8 protein-coding genes are annotated in these 19,347 nt (G+C 42.6%); all 8 read right to left on the reverse strand.

Annotated elements, in window-relative coordinates:
- Positions 1–12: 12 nt before the first annotated feature.
- The 8 genes from E5358_RS05425 to E5358_RS05465 all read right to left on the reverse strand — a co-directional run bounded on the left by E5358_RS05425 (position 13) and on the right by E5358_RS05465 (position 19,129).
- Positions 13–6,573: a hypothetical protein gene (locus E5358_RS05425; RefSeq protein ID WP_135939241.1), complete on the reverse strand. Its 6,561-nt coding sequence runs from the start codon at positions 6,571–6,573 to the stop codon at positions 13–15.
- Positions 6,574–6,770: 197 nt separating this feature from the next.
- A complete protein-coding gene (locus tag E5358_RS05435; RefSeq protein WP_104405157.1) occupies positions 6,771–6,992 on the reverse strand; it encodes a hypothetical protein in 222 nt (73 codons plus the stop codon).
- Positions 6,993–6,996: 4 nt separating this feature from the next.
- Positions 6,997–9,525, reverse strand: coding sequence for a hypothetical protein (locus tag E5358_RS05440; RefSeq protein WP_135939242.1), 2,529 nt, complete (start codon positions 9,523–9,525; stop codon positions 6,997–6,999).
- A complete protein-coding gene (locus E5358_RS05445; RefSeq protein ID WP_135939243.1) occupies positions 9,525–11,360 on the reverse strand; it encodes a hypothetical protein in 1,836 nt (611 codons plus the stop codon). The genes E5358_RS05440 and E5358_RS05445 overlap by 1 nt, the downstream gene beginning before the upstream one ends.
- 2 nt (positions 11,361–11,362) lie before the next feature.
- Positions 11,363–12,355: a hypothetical protein gene (locus tag E5358_RS05450; protein ID WP_135939244.1), complete on the reverse strand. Its 993-nt coding sequence runs from the start codon at positions 12,353–12,355 to the stop codon at positions 11,363–11,365.
- Positions 12,356–12,360: 5 nt separating this feature from the next.
- The gene (locus E5358_RS05455; protein WP_135939245.1) at positions 12,361–13,851 is read right to left on the reverse strand and encodes a hypothetical protein; all 1,491 of its coding nucleotides are present in this window, start codon (positions 13,849–13,851) and stop codon (positions 12,361–12,363) included.
- Positions 13,852–13,855: 4 nt separating this feature from the next.
- Entirely contained in the window at positions 13,856–14,971 is a 1,116-nt protein-coding gene (locus tag E5358_RS05460) for a DUF6046 domain-containing protein (protein WP_135939246.1), read from the reverse strand.
- A 3-nt stretch (positions 14,972–14,974) separates the two neighbouring features.
- Entirely contained in the window at positions 14,975–19,129 is a 4,155-nt protein-coding gene (locus E5358_RS05465; RefSeq protein ID WP_135939247.1) for a phage tail tape measure protein, read from the reverse strand.
- Positions 19,130–19,347 lie beyond the last annotated feature (218 nt).

Consider the following 19,347-nt stretch of genomic DNA (forward strand, 5'->3'; position numbering starts at 1 on the left):
TCGCCAGGAAGATTAAAGAAAAAACTGATAGGCTACAGCAGGGCGAACCACGTAAGTGTAGCACTTGCCGTAGTAGCCGCTGCCACCACTGCCGAAGCTCACGTACCACGAGCCGTTGGCACTGCGCTCAGTGGATGACCAGTGGTAGCCTGCGCTGTGCTGGGTGAACGGAGATGCACCGTTAGCAATCAAAGCTCTCCATAGAATCATTGAGTAGATTGGCTTCTCGGCTTCCACTAATGAATGGAAATATCGATTGATAGCAGCTATCTCAAGCCCAGTATAATTGCCATATTCCACGTGTGATGGATTGACATTAGATTTTATTTCATTGGGCTCCGAAGAATTGATTGCCGCTAAAATCATATCGTCAATTACACTCTTAGCCGGGCTGGTACCTTGGCCTTCTTGATAGGTCTCATTCATGCCCCCAGTTCTGGATTTAGCAAAAAAACTATACTGGCGATACAATTCGCCACAAGCCGGTAAATACCAGTTCCCAGAAGCATACTGAGGGTCAAGTTGCTCACCTTCCTTTACTGTAGGCTGATAGAGATAACATCCATATCCTGCTGGATAGAGAAACTGCTGGTATTTCGTTAAGTTATTATTGGCTTTATGAAGTATTTCCATTGCGTTTGCTAACTCCTTCACTGTAGTTGGAATACCAGATAACTGATGCTCATTACCATCATCATCGGTAAAATAAATGCCCACCGACTCATTATCATCTGAAAGCAAATATGCGTTAATGATTTGATTCGCATGGCGTACAATCGCTTGTGTTTTTTGCTTTCCTTGCCAATCAACTACACAGCCTGATGCTTCAGAATAATCTTTGAATCCATCATCTTCGTTAATGTCAAGATAATTGCCGATTGTCTGATAGTCATTATTAGGTCCACCTGTCAAGCCACGGGTTGTAATATTGACAATACCGGGCAAGTCGAAAATACTGGAGATACCAGTTGCCGCACTAATTTCACTTTGTATGCTACCATGTCCATTTGTATCACTACTTGGATAAAGCCCCCAAACGGAACTTCCAGCATTGATAAAGCCACTTTCGCTTTTGAATGGGATATTCTCTTTAGCGTCAACACTAATTTGATAACCCACAAGTTTCCTTGTTTCCTTAAAAGATTCTGTCGGCTTATTATAACCAGTAAAAATAGTAGGCTCTGCTTCATTGTCACCTTGCCACATTTCGTCAAGTTTATAAACAATACCAACCAATGTCTTATCTTTCATGTATTGATCATCGAATGTACCGTCTGCATAAGCAAAGTCTCCAATTTTAGGCACTCGCCGATAAAATCCTACCTGAAACTCTGCGGTTAAAATAGTACCTGTGGTTTTCGTAAGCTCACACTGAGCCAAATAACGCATATCAGTGCCACTTTCATCCAATTTGGTAACTTGTAAAATACCATTTGCAGAATCAATAAAAGTGCCATAAGTTTTGGCACTATCATCAATACCCCATTTGATAGCCAATTTCCCATCTTTGAGAGCGACATCATTACCGGTAGAAGGAGAGCAAACCAGTTTATACTGGTATATTCCAGTTTCAGCTATGTATGTTGGACCATTAACAGAAATACTGTTAATTGCACGCTTTGTATAATTGATAAACAACTTATTAGCAGCATCATCAATGTTCCCATAAGTGTTAGCCAATGCCAATTTATTGTCGAATGACAAATTACCACTCAAGCTAATACTACCAGTCAAATTGGCTTCTAATTGCTGCAACCACATCATAGCATCTACGGCAAACCCTGTCCATAATACATTATCAATCTCAACAAGATTGAGATTTTTAGCTTGTGTATAAGCAAGTTGTATAAGTGATTGTGTCTGTTGCTGAATCTGATGCTCCCCGATAATACGCAGAGTCCGCAGGTTTTCCATTCCCTCAACCAGCATACTTACAAGATTCGGCTGACCATCAACAGTGATAGCATTAACAGTACCCGGCAACTCCACTTCGGTCAGTGTTGATGTTTTGGGGAGTGTTACACTGGTGTATGACGAACCGCTCAGTAACAACGATTGTAGGCGTGGCAAATCCGCAGAGAACGTACCAGAGAACGCTGACGCATTAGTGAAGTCTATTTCTTCAAGATTACGACAATTTGATATGACGATTCCTCGTGGATGAAATTCTATTGGAGCCCCGTTTGCTGACCAACACTCTAATTTTCTCAGTCGTCTTCCGGTTATATTTACATTACCATCTTCTCCGCATGGAAGCGCACCAAGATTGCCAATACTCTTAGCATAGTGCATCCAACGCAGTGTAAACTGAGTATTGGAGTCAGTATTGACAATGAAGCGTACAGTCTCTCCAGGGGCACAGAGGTAAGGCTCGCTACCTTGATTAACCCACTCTCCATCTTTTTTGGCATACAATGCTGCCATGCTACCACCAATCGCCAACTTCGGATAAATATATTGGTAAGCGGTGTATTCTATGTCGTATGTGGGTGACTGTCCCTGTTGGTTATTCACGGAACGGAAACTGAGGGTGCCATCACCACCGGTCTCATACTCACACCATGACATTAGCATCGGCAAACGCTGATTCATAAACTGCTTCTCACACTCCAACTGGTCTCCTACAGCCTGTGTGATAGGGTCTTGACTCACATCGATAAGCCCACTCATCAACTTCACCTGAGCAACTTCATAAAGCACTCGGCTCGTTTCATTATATGCCACAGCCGGGAAATACTCTTGAACCCAATAATAACGCTTCTGCATATATTCTTCTACACTTCCAGCAATTTGAGCCATCAGGGTGAAGATGTCACGCATCATATTACGCATACGATCAGGATAGGCACGCTCAATAAGAGTAAAGAGAATATTGTTCTCACCATTCCAATAGTTGCTGCCATTAGCATCTTTAGTATGTTCCAACGCATAATACGGCTTAGTTTGACGACCTTGGTTATCGGTCTTCTTGATAGTGTCAAGGTCGTCCTGCTTCCAACGAACCAATTTGTCAATCGCCGGATCAATCCACGGATATACGTTCTTGGTACGGTTATCCGTGCAAGCCTCCAGTTTGACAAATGACTGATGAAATACAATATCAGTAATGTCGAGGTACGCAGAAGCGTGAGCAGCAAAATATGCAACACGAGCCTTAGAGAAAATGTCATTAAGCACATCCATATTTGATGTCCCCAAAGTATTCATTGCCTCTTCAAGTGTCATATTTTGCTTGCCATCAACCGTATCAACACTGATAACAATTCCGGCAAGTTGTTCAGTAAGTTTAGGACTACCATAAGTATAAGCACGGCCATCGCTTCCCCACGCAGTAGGGACCTTGACAATTTTCTCGAACTTAGCGGTTGCGGGGTTAAAGTAATACACATTAAAGCGGTCTGAACCAGAATTGAAAATCCAATACTGATGGTCACGGACCAAATTGTCACTATCCGCAATCAATTGAGCTTCAGTGCCGGCATAAGGCTTCAACAAAGGCGAACATGCAAAAACAAAATTAGCAAAGTCTGCAAAATGAGTATAGAGGGTGTTTTCTGTACCACCCTTTGCCTCATCCTCAATGCGTAGTACGCCCTTATCTGTTTCTCCACCATCATACTTGGAACCAATTTCAACTTCAAAAGCAAGTGTATCACTATTACCACTCTTATAACAGTAGCCGTTTTTAATATCGCCAGTATTGATAGTTACGCTCTTAGCATAGATATTCCCTTCCCATGCGCCCTGTGTGTTTTTATTGACAATCCAAGGCATTTGGAAAAGTGCTGCAATAGCACCATTATCGGCTCCAGAAACACAGAGATAGTCCGGGCTTTTCTTTTTATCGTAACCAAATGTTTTCTTATCGCCTTTACCGCTACCCCAAGTCTGGAAACCACAAAACACAGGATTGCCATTGCCTATTTGATAAAAAGCAAGGAACGGCTTTTCGTAACAACAAGCATGGGTGTCCTGAAGCACCGGACGACCATCGCTTCCATTATTGACGAGCGACTGCCAAAGCTCATCATAAGCCCAAATCGCACCAAGCTTATGGCTCTGCATCGGAGAAGCATAGTTGCACTTACCAACCAATTTCGTGATACCGCCACGACCCTCTTCCAACTCATACTTGGAAGCATACACCTGGCTTACCCCATCCAGTGAGTTGAAATACGATATTTTCTTATAGTATTTCCCATCTTCTGTATAGTGAGTTGGATCATTAGCATTATATTCATCAGCAGAGATTTCTTCATCGTCTTCAAAACCATCAGAAATGTTCCACCAATAATAACCTTTAGCAGAAGTTCCCTGTCCCTTATCAGTCATGCCAGTAAACGTGCCAGAGTGCTTAGTATCAAGACTTTCGGCATTGCCACGCTCGGTGTAAATGCGAACATCAACAGCCACATTTTTCTGCTTGCTTTGATTTTCGCGAGAAGGGTAATGACCGCCCTCTGGAATACGGCGAAGAATTGTGTTAAGCCCCATAGCATTACACAAGTCATAACCAATCTCCGTACCATTAAAAATTGAGTTGAAACGCTTGAACAACTTTTTATCTTCAATGGTTGGCATCCCAGCCATGTAGTCATTCTGAATCTGAGTAGAACCAAGCTGCTGTCCTTTGTAAATGCGAACACCATAAATATCAACGTCAGCTTCATCTGAGCCAATCACAATGTTCTGTGCGCCAGCCACGCCAATTGGCGTGAATCTGTCCTCATCAGTATAGATGAATGAACGATTGGACTTACCGTTGACATAGATACGAACAAGGTTCATGCCCTCACCACGCAAATTACGAATAATGTTAATTGCAATATGTTCACGGACTTCCTCTTGGTAGTGAGCATCGCAAATATCTTCCGTAAAATTATTACGACTCAAGCAAACTACACGCGTAGGATAAAATTTCAATCCTGTATAAGCCTGACTGAAAGGGGCTGAGGCGTCAATAATAGGCGCGTCACCCACAATATTCTTGGCTTTAAGGTCAAACTCAATAGTAATGGATCCCTCTACACCGTTAATATTCTGACCAGTATTCTCATTAAACAATTCATACGGTACAGTCAAACGATTGCCGGCGCCAATACTAAGAACCGGGGCATTAACTTGCGCTCCGGTAGAATCTGATTCCAGATTACTAAGCCAACCTGTATTAGTGTCTTTCGGATTAGACAACAAGTCACTCAACTCATACTCGACCTCATCAATAACAATGCTTTGCTTTTCTGCTGAAATTACGACATTTGCCCCCTTGGTAGGTGCAAAGTTTTCTGAATTGTCAACAGTAAAATTGATATTGTTACCAAATGTTACGCCTGCTGCATTGGTAAACACAGCCTGAGCATGAATTATATTCGGTTGTTCCTCGCCTTCATACTCCATAGAGAAGTTCTCATCAAAGGCGTATTCCTCACCATTAACACACACCTGGCTCTTTTGGATATATGCTTGACCTGTATCTCTATCTTGTAGAGTTATATTCAGTTGGGTTTCACTTTGAACCGGATTGTAAATAGCATAGCGGAATATGGTAGCACGAGTCCAGTTCTGGAACTCTTCCATAATATCCGTAACTGCCAGAATAGGTGTTGTCGAAGTATCTCCTTCTGGAATATAGATAAATTGGAACTCTTGATGTTCTGTCTCTGCGGTGTAGCCCTCACCAAAAGCAATCCATGCCTCTGCCTTTACCGCCCCACGCACTAACGTAAACTCAGCCTGACTAAGCACCGCACCATAAGTGTTATCGATATAAGTGGCGGTGCCCAGTGTATAGTTTTTCGTGTAACCGTTAATTTTGATACGAAGCTGCTTCTGTACACTACCGGAAATACGGAAGGGTAACTGTACACTCGCGCCTTGATAAGCAGTTGCAATAGAACCTTCGTAGTTTGCGACTACATTAGAATATACGATTGTCATTGTAACAGGACTGGCAGAAATGCCACTGGTTTCGCCAGTCGCAACCAAGCGCACCTGATATGTAGCATCAGATGTCAAGAGTTTACTCAGGTCAATCACTTTGGCTTGACCGGATTGAATATTCACAGTAAACTCCTTGCTGGAATCCCATGAACCCCATGCTCCATTTGAATTTTGTGTACGGCAAGACACAACAATGGTTGCATCTTCATCCTGGTCCGTTGTTTCCTGAGTAATAGGATTGTACTGCTGCCACAGATAAGATACTTCTACACTTGCAATTGGCTTACTGGTCACAATCGAGCCTGAAGAGATTCTGGTTAGCTTAACGATATTGCTGATTCCACCTTGTTCTTCAAGTAGCGGAATCGCTATATTAGCCAATCTCAAATCCGCATTAGAATCAGGATCGGTCATATAATCATCATAAGCTGCCTTGTCCGCAAACCCCCAAAGATGGTAATAGCCATCGGTATCTTTAGTTTGTGGAATGACTGGATAGCCTATCTTAGAACCGAGCTGGCTCTTCAGAAAGGTTTCAATGTCTTCAATGTCCACGCTTTCTCTCAGTTCTTTATTGCACCAAGGTTCCTTTAGCGAGGTCAAAGTTTTGCGAATTACAGTATTCTTTGCCATAGAAATTATTATTAAAATATACTATTTGCGATTTGCACCCCAGCCGGTTCCATAATCCCAGCCATGCCCATGTTGCCACCATCCACCGGCTAAGCAGTTGCTAACGGCTTCCCATATCAGGCGAGTGCCTTTATAAGTTGCAGATATAGCACGACGACCATAATACCGGGCTGATAATTCTAACTTGTTTCTGATAATCATTCTTCAAAAATGTTATATTCGACAGTATCAATAATCTGGTTGTTTTCCAACAGAGCATCATATTCTTCTTGCGTGATGTACACAGTGGAATTTACCGATGCAATCATTTCGTTTACTTTCTCAACCAATTTATTAAACTCAGCAGCTGTAAGTTTTCCACTGGCATTAACTCCTTGATTGGCAGTCTTAGTTCCTATTGTCAGTTTCTCTATAGCCATATTATCAGAAAATTATAGGGAATGAATAATCGAAATGATCTGCCAGTCCAATCTCGCATACAAAAAGATCAGAACCGTCCATTTCGTAATTTAATGTTAGTACATTGTTGCCATCCGTAACATCCAAATCTTCAAAGCCAAGGTCTGTATTTAAGTCATTGACATTATAACGGTGCCAAGTAAACGTAAAATGCTCCAACGCATATTCCAAATTGACCGGCTGACCTTGATAATATACAGTAGCAGTTAATACGGTTGCGCATACCCCATTCTGAAAGGCGTTACCCTTAGATGAAGTAATTTGAACCGTATATCCTTGAACATACTGCTTAATGATATTGAATGTATCAGTGTATGTTCTGGAATCATTCAATTTAATTTCGCATTTGAATGACACACGACTCTCACCATGATATGTGATAGGGGCACCATTCTCATCAGTGGCCGGCGGTGTAGTAACATAACCATACCAATAGCAAGAATCAGGAAATACCTCCAGTGTATTGCCGTTTGCACCAGGTATTGCAATCCATTCGTCTCCGATCAACAGATACCATTGACGCTGGCTGGACGATGAAGCAAAGCCAACCTCCTCCAATGACATCACAATGGATGATGGGCTACACGTTTTACCGTTTGTAGAATCCTCTTGTCCGATGATAGTAAAGGTGTCTTGTCCGAGAATACGCATATAACGATTCGCCATCTCATCCTGCGCATCATCAGATAAATTATCCCAATTAAGTGTTACATCTTTACCAAACGTGACTTTTCCATTATGGTCCCATTTGATATTCTCATTAGCCAAATGACCAGAGCCATCCTGATTCAGTCTGAATGAATTGGTACGAGTGTCAATAGCACCGGTTCCATCATAATTCAATCGAAGTAATGGATTTTGGATAGTACCTCCAATACCACCACGCGAAAACCATGCGCCATAGTCATTGGTTTCATCCAAAATATCATCAGTCGGCTGGTATTGCGTGCAATACTCTCCAGTTTCTAATTGAGGTGCAGTAACGTACAACACTTGCTCATCAGGATTGAGACTACCGGCAACAGACTGATATATTGAGCTGGTGAATGTAGGAATCAGACTAAGCAACAAGTCGTCCGTATCTTTTTCAGGAATCAGTAAATCAAAGAACACATGAAGCCTACGCCACTCATGGCATTGGTCTGATGCTATTTGAAGTGTGCCAATGACTTTCCCGTTTTGTTTGATGCCAACCTGACACGGTTTTCCAGCATATCCCCAGAATGAAAAACAATATCGCTCCTTAGCATGGGTATTCAGCCACTCTCTGCTTTGAGCAAACATTATCAGTTCACTGGAGTTCATCGTTTTGTACACGTTACCCATACCAGTTGGGTTCAAAAGCGTGTCGTTGTCAATAGTAATACTGCTCAGAAAATTGACATCACATGAATTTCTGAAACAGTTACGGTGTATTTTGCCCGCATAGAATGTGGAAGCAAAGCCATTTTCATCTCCGGCAGTCAATGTACCTGAAATATGAGCGGTCTGAGAAGCATACAATTTTTGGATATACGCACCATACCCAGTAAGAGTGCCAAACACCGGATCGTTCACTCCTTCAAGTTTACCGATACGCATAGCAGTGGCGCTGCCAAAATTAGAGATGCTATCCAATAATATAATGTTGAAATCAGCAATCTCTACCCAATCATTTACCCCCAAACTCTGAAAATCCAGCCTGAATGTACGAAGGTGTCGTCCTGAATTAAGAACATTGATAGCCTGAAAGTGATAATGCCAATCTTCGGCAAAATCTTCAGTCCATTCTGCATCCTTTACATTAGCAACCGAATACCCAATCTCAGCATTAACAGTTACTGCTTTATTGGCTCTGGCCTTATAGGAAACAAGCACTCGCTTCTGGGCTGCAACCAGTTCATAAAATTCTTGGCTTAACCCACAGAATCCTGTCGTTGCTGCACTACGAGTTAAACGCACGATACGATTTTGGTCGCTATCGTTCCCTTTGAAAAGTGCAGTTAGACCACTTCCTTTTACAATGTATTGCGAGCGTGGGTCTTCAAACGCTTCACTGGCAATATTTTCCGGCCAGCATATACTCTTGTTTCGGCCAAGACCATCAATGACATCCATGAACGGGGCTTTATCATCCGATGCTGTAAGATACAAGGCACCGGACCGGTCTGAGTCGAAAAGATTAGTAATTCTGGCAAAATCAAGCAGCTCGTTGGTTTTAGGCGCATCTCCTTCCAACAGGGCCCCAATAAAATAAGGCACGTCGCGTTCAACATTTTGAGTGAGTATAGTGCCATCTGCATTGAATATGGGCTCTCCATTAGAATCGTATTGCGCCTCAGTGGAGAACCGCTTTGTCGTGCCATACGACAATACGCACATAAGCGAATAGATGATATTGGCACCATCAAAATATTGACGACGTACAATATCACCTGTTCGTAAACCCTGAACCTTCTTTGAATCCGGGGCTATCAGTATTTGGTATTTTCCCAGTTTGACCGGTGCTGCCATTACTCTAACGCTATTACTTCGTCTCCTGAGCAAGAATCACTGACCCAAAAAGACCCGTTGGTACATGATGTTTTTTGGACTTCAAGCTCATAAACTCTCATTTTCTTACGAACCGTGAGAGAATCGAAGGTGGCGTGAAAGCCTCCATTTGTTACTTCATCTTTGACTGCCCATCCATAACCCGCAAAGCCACTCGCAAAACTGGGTGATGAAACACTGCCGTCAAAGTAGCCGTTGCCAGAATATCGAAGACCGTCAACTACACCTTCTATGAACTTTCCGTCATCAAAGAATAGAGCATCTTCAATCAGTCTGGTGTGATATTGCTCGCTTTTTATTGCAAAATAATCCGCTTCCACCGGTTTGTCGAAGGCGAAAAATTCCCCATCAGTATTAAAATGGAGTGTAGCAGACCAGTCTAATGCCTTGTTTCTAAAAGGAGAAGTGGTCTGAGCAAAGAATGTATCAAACTTTAATTGTTCAGTCGGATGTCCTTCTACTTCACCATTAACATAGGGTATCTGGATGTTCAGTTTGCCAGTAACGGGGTCTTGATAAATCGCCGGACCCTCGGTAGTGCCAAAGCGAATCTGCTTGGGAAACAAAACGCCTAAATTATCTGCGTCTGTGCGAAATGTTTCCAGTACAGAAGACCCATTCACAGCGCACTGCGCCCTCAACCCATTCACAAAGTTTCCAGCACCTTCTTTTGAAACAAGCTTAAAATTGTTGGAATAATCCCAAATATCAGCCTGTAGGGATATTTTACTGGTTTGTTTACCATTATCACTATCACCCAAGTTCATTATCATTCCGGGAGCTGAAAACGATACCACTTGGTTATTGCGTACATTGATAATATAATCTTCGTCGAATTTAATTCCATGCCCGTTGATGATACGCAAATCGGAATCAAGTACGGTACGGGCTATCGAAGTAACGCTGCCATCCTCTGCTATTTGGTCTATCTTTTCAGAATAAAGGAGTTGTTTCTTTAATGCCCCCAAAGAAAAGCCATCATTTACGGCAAGAGCGCCCTCTACTGAAGCATTACCTTTGACTGACAGATTGCCATACACATTGGCATCTTTCATAGTCCAGTCCACATCGGATTTATTCGAGTTTCCCGAATGATAGAACTCATACTTGTCCCAGAAAATGCCATCCTTATTGATAAGGACATCGCCCAATTTGAAGGTGCCGTCAATTTCGATGTCGCCTTTCATTGATATACTTTGCCGTTCTATGACAAGAGCATTGTTATCCAAATAAATGGACTTATTACCACCAAATGAAATCCCATCGCCAAAGTCTAATGTTCCTGTAATGCTGACATCGCCCTTAACTTGCAACCCACCATGTACAATAGCCCATTTCTTCTCATCCGCATCAATAGATACCTCAAAGATTTTCTGGCCATTGACACCAGCATCGAACCCGTACCATGCAGACAATGCGCCCTTCATAGAGTCGCCTCCACGAGATACAAAACCTGTGGTATCGCCGCCTTCGCCACCACTTCCACCTCCGCTCAAAACGGACAAAATAGAATTGGCAAAGAGGTATGCCGAATTTTTCATCAGAATTGTAGAATAGCCGGATGCGACTTTATCTACTTCTGCCTTTTTCTCTTGGTCAAGCACCGGCTCTCCATTGGAATCAAAAACAGGATTGCCTTCTCCGTCTAATACGAGCAAATCTTCAGAAGATGGGAAAGCCGGAGGATCAATCTCATTTGCTTTCACCATCCCCTGATAAAGCCTATCATATAAATGATACAGGTCACTTTTTTTATCAAGTTCTTCCTCGTTAAAATTAAGTTGTGCGTCTGCCATAACTATTTCTGAATTTGAACTTTCTTTGTTAAGAATCCACTATGACTGGAAGCAAATGATTGAATTTTTGCCTTCAATGCAATAAAACTCGCAAGGACGTTGGCCGGCGGTTGCGGCCCCATCATTGTCGGAGTCATCATTTGGCCAAGATAGCCGACCAAATCTGATAGGATTGTAGCAAGCTGTTGACCCAAAACGGCATCATCAGTACCACTTTTGCTGCCGACATACACAGTACCGTCTTCAGCTATCACAGCAGACTTACCCATCTCCATTTTTGCCTGAGAGCCGTCCAGAGTGACATTAGCTTTATCGTGCTCCAACACTATGTCATCTTCGGTCATAGTAGATGTCGATTTTCCTGAAACATCATGCTTGATTTCCAAGCCATCATCAGGGTCATTTCCTATGACTTGCGTTGCCACATGTTCTGCATTTTCATCGGTAACAGCAATAGTCTTAGCTAAATCTTTGGTGTATTCGGTGGTTGTCTGTATGCCTGTAAGCTCCAGCTCATGTATATCTGGGGCATCTTCGTCATCCGGTTTATATTCCTCACGCTCACGCACACCCACCATGATTTTTTCATGGGAATCGAGCTGGATGAGGTCCACGTGAGAGAACATCGTGACATACTCATTATTGGTTTCAGGGTCTTTGCTGACAAGGACATCTGAATACAGTTTAGGAATAATGATATAGCCTTGACTATCCTTCTGAATGGCGGTCAGTAAAACACCTTCATGGTAGCCTATTTTAGCGTCATCAGACTCTGCAATTGACCAGTCTGCATATTCCTGTACGTCTATTGTTCCAAATAACTCATCACTTTCATCGGAATGTATCTTAGCAACATAACCAGTAACTTTAGATGTGCCTCGGACAGCGCCTGTTTGACTATTGACAACACCTTTCAAAGCTATAGCGCGTATAGCCTCGCGTATCATCTCATTAGATGAATGGTCTGTCAAATGTTTTTTGGTATTGTTACTCATAATTATTATTTCTTGTCGTTGTTGCCTTCTCTCTTAATGCAATACGGCAATGTGATTTTTTGACGGAATCCATCCTTTGTACCGAAAGTTGTAGTAACTTCCTCAACTAAATAGACACCATTCTTTCCAGGGTATCTGTTGTCAATTAACTGAACTTGTTGGGCGGTCCGAATATGCAAGTCACCAAATAACGTGAGCGCCCCCTCTATTCCAGTCATATTGTAACCTTCAAAATACTTAATTGCCTCTTCTGCCAATTTCTCAACGGTTGTCGGAATTTTTTTTGACACGAAAGCAATCTGAGTATAGAGCTTCATATCAACCTTATCGTTAGGGGCATCTGTCAAATACCGTTTTCCTGCCTTCAAAGCCTTCTTGCTCAATTTTGTTTCATTAACATAGCGATAACGAGAATTACTCTTAGACTCTGGTTTTCCTGGGTCGTGCTTGGTATTTCTCAATATTGTAATGTTAATAAACTTATCATCGGATGATATGCCCTTTGCCTTAACAGCTAAGAAATCCTTATCAGAGGAAGTCAAGGTCAGTCCATTGTCCGCAACATGATAGTCGAAATGGATAGGTACAATACCGGGAACCGTTGTTGCGTTCAATAATGAATCTCTCCCTGGATTTGAAAAATACGCCCGTCCTATTTGAATAGCTGGCTGACCATTGTAATCACTAACATAACAGAACATACCATACTTAGCCCATTCTGTCAATACATCCGCAACAGTTAGCTCGGTGCTCAGTTCTACTGCCCCCAAGTCAAAATCCATTCCTGCGGTGTCTGGGTGTAAAATCAATCCTGTGTCCTGAAGCATCTTGTATCGCCCCTTGTCGCCAAGAAAATCTTTCACCTCACATTTCTTCAGTTTAACCTTCGGGCAAGTAATTGTCTTTAGATAACTGGCAAGGTTCTCGCACTCCAGTTCAATAGGGGTGTCCAAACTAACCTTGGTGATGTACCCATCAAACATCAAACTCATATATTTTTTTGAGTCCGGGCCAGTATTTTTGAAATTCGACAGATACTCTTGATACGTGTCATTATCATTATAAATTGTTTTGCCAGTATTCCCCGTTTTGGCCATTTCTGCAACCAGTGGGTCTGTAGTGTAACCCAGATAAATTTTAATACGCTGGCCTATTTTGAATGTATCAACAGATACCACGGAGGTTTCAGTACGAGTTTCTTCAACCACGCCGCTATTTGATAGATTAACACTAATTTTCTGAAAATCTTTTTCTTCTTCGGCAGTTCTGGCTGTAATGGTCTTGCGAATAATAGTGCCACGAGGAAAACGTACTGAAGCAGTGCCAATCAGTTTCTTAAATGATTCTTCAATTTGCACTTCTTCAACTTCACAGATACGCATCACGTCCCCACTAATCTCTCCATTGGGCTTTTTCTTATCTGTTGGTGTCCACACTTCAATTAAAGAAATGAGGATATGATAACCAGGCTGTTTGTTTGTATCAAAATCTGCCATGTCACTATATATTAGGAAGTAATTCATCAAGTCCGGCTCCAGCAGAAGAAGTCGCTGCACTTGTAGCTACATTCAAAGTTGTCTTAACAGCCATTTGAGCTAATTTGTTATCAAGAATAGCCTTGTACCAAGTGTCCCATTGAGATTCTGCAAGGTCTTTGTTGATTGCAGCAATTGTGTCAGCCTGGATAGTAATTGCATCGTCAGGCTCAACCGCAACACACGTAAAACTGTAAGGCTGGATGTTTTTGTATTCGATTGCATCCAGTGAAAAATCCTTGATGATGATACGAGTAACGCCAAGCAATCCGAATGTGATAAAATTCACGTTCACAATTCCATTGTATTGCATAATTTTCACAAAGCGTTTCACTGCTTCGGTCGGGTACACACCTTCATCATTTGATACAATAGAGCCACTTATGTTATATGTCAAATCACCACCAGAAACCAACTCTTTACGAGTGAAATCTCGGCCTTGTACTTGAGTCAAGATTACGTTTTTACTGCTATTCATCGACACTTTGGGAGCCAGATCGATATGAAAGACCGTCTTTGTGTCAAAAGGATCGGCCTTAGAAGACTGGAGATTGTGTTCAATCTCATTTCCAGGATTCCAAAGTTTTTCCAGCGTACTCTTCTTCTTGATTGTATAAGACTCCACGGTATTTTCATCCCAAAGCACATCATCATAATGTACCTTTTCTTGGTCATCAAAAGACAATATCAGAGCTTCGGGGACTGGAGTACCATACTTAGTCTTGGCAATAAGTTTATGCCCGCCCTCGCATACAATAAAGCCAAAGTCCTCAGTGGACTTCTTGCCATTATTGATAAGCACTTTACGATTAGCCTCTTGTTGAACACGCATTGCGTCTCTCATCTTATCACGAGCATATCTTTCATACCTTGGAAGGAGGCTATTTAATTCTCCTTCCAAGGTTGACATGGCAAGTTGCTTGGCTATATGAACCAAAGCACTTTTATACGCGGATCTGGAAACATATTGAATACCGCCCTGAGTTTTTTGATAGCGCCAGTTAAGGCTGCTTACTAATTCAGAGGTCGCATTTCCTGCGTTAAACACAAGGTTAGACCATACACTATTAAAGTACCCCATACATTATGTGTTTGAAAGGCCATTTAGCATCATTGTTCCGTCAGCGGCGGCTTCATAGAGTGCGTAGGCAACTTTTTCTTTTAATTTCTCAATTATTGCAACATTGTTTTCGTTGGTCATATCAATTGAATCCACCTTCATCAAATTCTGGATATTGATGTTGATCTGTTTCGGAATGGCACGCTCCTTCTGATGAGATTTATAGTCAGATGTCCGGGTGCCGGTACGTCCACCGTTGTTTGTACCTTCATTATGGTTATTTCCAGTAGGAGTATGCACACCAGGTGCATTAGGCTTAGCAACAGCATTACCCATCTGCTGAGGCGTAAATAAATTGTTACCGTTATTCCACGATGGCCACCAGCTAAATGGTTGTCCATTGTTCGTATTTGTCAATGGATTCCATAACAAGCCATTAGTGGTCAAATTATTATTATCCGTCCCCCAATTGTACGGGCTGGCGCTATTATAACCCCAGCCGAAGTTAATTGGATATACAGTAGGGAATAAAGTAGGCCATTGTGAGTTGACGTTTTGAACGGTTGTCAACAACGTATTCATATTGTTAGACATATCCACCAATCCCTGTGAAATCTGAGCTGGTTGATTATTGTCATCGATAAGTTCCCATTGTTTAGTAGTCGCGTTCCAACGCCATTTCTGACCATTCAGTTCTTTTATTTCTCCATCATGTGAACCAGACAGTGCCTCATTAGAGCCCATAAACGATTGAGCTAATGTAAGCAATGTATTGGCGTATGTCTGGAGTGCCTGAGTGGATGGATCTGCTTCAAGCCCAAGCTTCTGGATAGATTCCAAAAGACGTTGCATCTGACCGGCAGCGGTTTGAGCCATAACTTCTGGCGTTTCACGGCCTGAAGGGTCACGCCATATACCATCGCCAGCATAGCCCATATTACGGAACCAACTGGTAACATCATTTGGATTATAGTCAGCCAATGTCTGACCGAGAACATCATAGTCACCCCATCGCAATGCCCGAACTACATCATTTTCTGTCAAATTACCAGCGGCTAATTTCTCTTTGAAATCGGCAATAGCATTTTGAGCCTCAACCATTTGGTACATTGATTTCCAAAGAAGCTGAGCACCCATATATGACTTAGCAATGTCTTCTCCAGACCAATATTTAGCGACATCAGTATCTTCATTCCACTGATCCGGGCGAATCAGAGTTGCCCATGAAGCGGGACCGTATGTGGCGGCAAACGTATCACGCCAATTCTTCGCGTCTTCAACAGTAGCTTTTCCATAAAGAATCTGAGCCAAACGATGCTGATTCTCGTCCATAATTTTTGAACGGTACTGTCCATGTAGCAGTTCCATTGCCGCAGCCACATCATACATAACAGCATCATTGGTGTCGGATGAACCTTTAGGGTTAGCAAACCTAATATACTTTCCATTAGCATCTTGATAATACCAATCGCCACCGTAATTACGAACTGATAACCCAAATTCCTGACCGTACTTATTAAAGAGATCGGCTGCACGAGAAGCAGCGCCACGGCTACCCCACATAGAGTCAGCTGCATAAAACTTCTCATACATAGTTTTATACGTTTCATTGCCAACATCTTTTGTAGTAGTCGCATTTGGTGTCTCAATGCCCAGCAACTCTTTCATCAATTCAATACGACGCTGAATTAGGTCGTTTATATCGTAATTCTTACGCCACACAAATTCAAGATAACGCTCAGTACGAGTATTGCCATTCAATAAAGCGCCGTCAAGAAGTTGATGGCTATTAGAGAAATCATTAACAAATCCAGAAAGAGCATTAAGGTTCTGATTGAAACTGGCTAAAGATGCACCTAATCCACCAAGAGCCAAACCTGCGGCGGCTATCCACCCAATAGGGCCTCCAACCATTGCAGCCATTCCTGCCGCAGCAAAGAGTCCTCCAGAAGCAACATCCCAGCCATTTGCATTTTCTTTGGTCATCTGGTGCATACCCAGCATCATACCGGCGGCACCTACGCCCATTTTGCCAAACCCTTTAAGACCATTCCTTATTTGCATGTTCCGAACACGCTTATTGAATGTCTTTTGATTCTGCTTATATCGCTTTAGCGCGGCTGCATCTTCTGCTTGGCGAGCCTGATACACTCCAGAGTTCCATGCAGCTACTTCTGCCTCTCTGCCAAGATTATCTATTCTATTAAGATAATAACCACTGGTTGAAGCATGAGGTCTGGATAAATTCAATCCCTTAGACGCTTTTATATATTGCTTATAAGACAATGGCGCAAACCCTGCCATACCCGCAGCAAATCCAAATGGAGACATTGGAGCAGAACCTGCCGCAGCACCAGCTCCATAAGGCATCACAGCAGTTGCAACGGTTGCTGCCCTGCCAAGTTTGGTAAAGGAACCTGCTAAGCCAACCATTACAGCTCCAACCTTCCTCAACCCTAAAAGCCCAAGAAATACACTTCTAAGAGCCGTTACAGCTTTGACGACGGGCCAAATCATCAACTGAAACTTAGCCCATGTCTTGACGAGACCACCAAATTTATCAAAGAACCAAACAAACCATTTAGAAGCATCTATCAAAATCTGAATAAACTCCATCAGACTATTAGCCACTTCCTTAAACACCTTCTGTGCATCAGGGTTCTTGTTCGGATCCATCCAATTGATTGCCATCTTCATCCAACCACGCAAAGCCCCCTGCACTCCATTAAATGCAGTTACACCCTGATCTGTGAACACTGAAACAAGCTGTGCCCATAGACCTTGGAATGTATTTTGTTTTTCTTCTGCCAAACGGCGGGTCATACCTCCGGCTAAGAAGTTTTCCAGATAGACTTTTTCCCATTTATCTGCATGGGTTGCGAGAGCTACTGCTCCAGAAGCCGCTGTCTTATGGAATATACGATAATAGGCATCAACATCCAGATTCTTATCGTGAAGTTCTTGGAATATCTGAAGTATATCTTTTCTTTGTCCGTTCTTGTCTGTAAGGCTTATTCCTATATCCTCCCAACCGGCTCGTTGTTTTTTAGTTGGATTCGCAAGGTTGGCCATAATAGTACGCATTGTAGTACCAGCCTGAGAGCCCTTAATGCCGGCATCGCCCAATACGCCAATAGCAGCTGTGGCTTCTTCAAATGAAACCTCACCAGCAGACAGCAGTGAAGCAGCATATTTATAAGCTTCTGCAATTTCTGTCAATGTCGTGTTTGACATGGTGAATGTATTGGTCATAATATCCGCAGCATTACGCATCTTATTTGGCTCAATGTTGTAAGCGGTCATAATGTTTGTGACCAAATCAGCAGTTTTACCAAGCTCGGTGTCGCCAACCAGCGCAATGTCTGCAATAGGACTAATTGCTTGCTGGATGGCATTTACATTAAAGCCGGCCATTGCCAGGAACTTAGCTGCATCGGCAACTTCCGTTACCTTGAACTTAGTCTTCATACCGACATTGCGGACTACCTGAGTCATTTGTGCAAATCTGCCGGCAAAATTTTCAGCGGTGTCGTGAGATTTCAAAATGTTCTCAACGGTTTTCATCGCATTGTCATACTCTGCGGCCTGATTAACGACTTCGGAAACCAGCATACCGGCTCCAGCAATACCATAAGCAATGCCCATACCCTTGAGCATATCAATAGCCATACCGCCATTATTAGGAAGCGGAGTAGGACCCCAAAGCTTATATCCAAGATTAGTTGGGTGTCGCATTACTGAGGTTGCATAACGCCTTGTAGCTGCTGTGGTCGTACTGGATGAGCGTGAAGGCGCTGTCCTTGTACGCGAACTGGAACCGCCAATAGGTGCGGCGGTAGCGGCAGTACGAGATGCTGTTTTTTTCTTATTGCCAACACCTCCTAAAGTCACACCCATTGCATTAAGCTGTTGCACTTCGACTTTAGCCATTTGCAAAGCGCGAATCAGCTTGCCAATCTTCTGAGTAGCTGGACGAGTATCAATCTTAACCGAGTATTTACCCCGATTAAGCGCACTCATAGTCTCCACGAGACCACGGACTTTACGCTGTAAATCCGTTATTGGTTTCGTAGCCTTATCCATTGATGCAACGGCCCGCTTAAACGAATTGATTGCGGATTGAGCGTTGGCTGCATCAACATTTACAATATAATTGACTTGATATGTTTGTCCGGTCATAATCGAATCAGTCTTTTACAAAGAATAGAGATAGGAGATGAGGCATGGGGAAAAGATTAGCCCCGTTACACGATATTTGTAACGGGGCCTTTCAACGAGTTATCGAATTACAATCCTAAAGCATTTGCGTGTCTGGTGATGACCATTTGACTGTGCATCCACTCCGCATCGCACACCAGCCTGGCAAAATCTTCTTCATCAAGGTCATCGATATTAAC

This window comes from Palleniella muris (assembly GCF_004792655.1).
GTDB classification, from domain to species: Bacteria; Bacteroidota; Bacteroidia; order Bacteroidales; family Bacteroidaceae; genus Prevotella; species Prevotella muris_A.

Coding starts and splice junctions, on each gene's coding strand:
- E5358_RS05440 (WP_135939242.1), bottom strand. CDS start 9,525: ATGGCAGCACCGGTCAAACTGGGAAAATACCAAATACTGATAGCCCCG.
- E5358_RS05460 (WP_135939246.1), bottom strand. CDS start 14,971: ATGGGGTACTTTAATAGTGTATGGTCTAACCTTGTGTTTAACGCAGGA.
- E5358_RS05465 (WP_135939247.1), bottom strand. CDS start 19,129: ATGACCGGACAAACATATCAAGTCAATTATATTGTAAATGTTGATGCA.
- E5358_RS05450 (WP_135939244.1), bottom strand. CDS start 12,355: ATGAGTAACAATACCAAAAAACATTTGACAGACCATTCATCTAATGAG.
- E5358_RS05425 (WP_135939241.1), bottom strand. CDS start 6,573: ATGGCAAAGAATACTGTAATTCGCAAAACTTTGACCTCGCTAAAGGAA.
- E5358_RS05435 (WP_104405157.1), bottom strand. CDS start 6,992: ATGGCTATAGAGAAACTGACAATAGGAACTAAGACTGCCAATCAAGGA.
- E5358_RS05445 (WP_135939243.1), bottom strand. CDS start 11,360: ATGGCAGACGCACAACTTAATTTTAACGAGGAAGAACTTGATAAAAAA.
- E5358_RS05455 (WP_135939245.1), bottom strand. CDS start 13,851: ATGGCAGATTTTGATACAAACAAACAGCCTGGTTATCATATCCTCATT.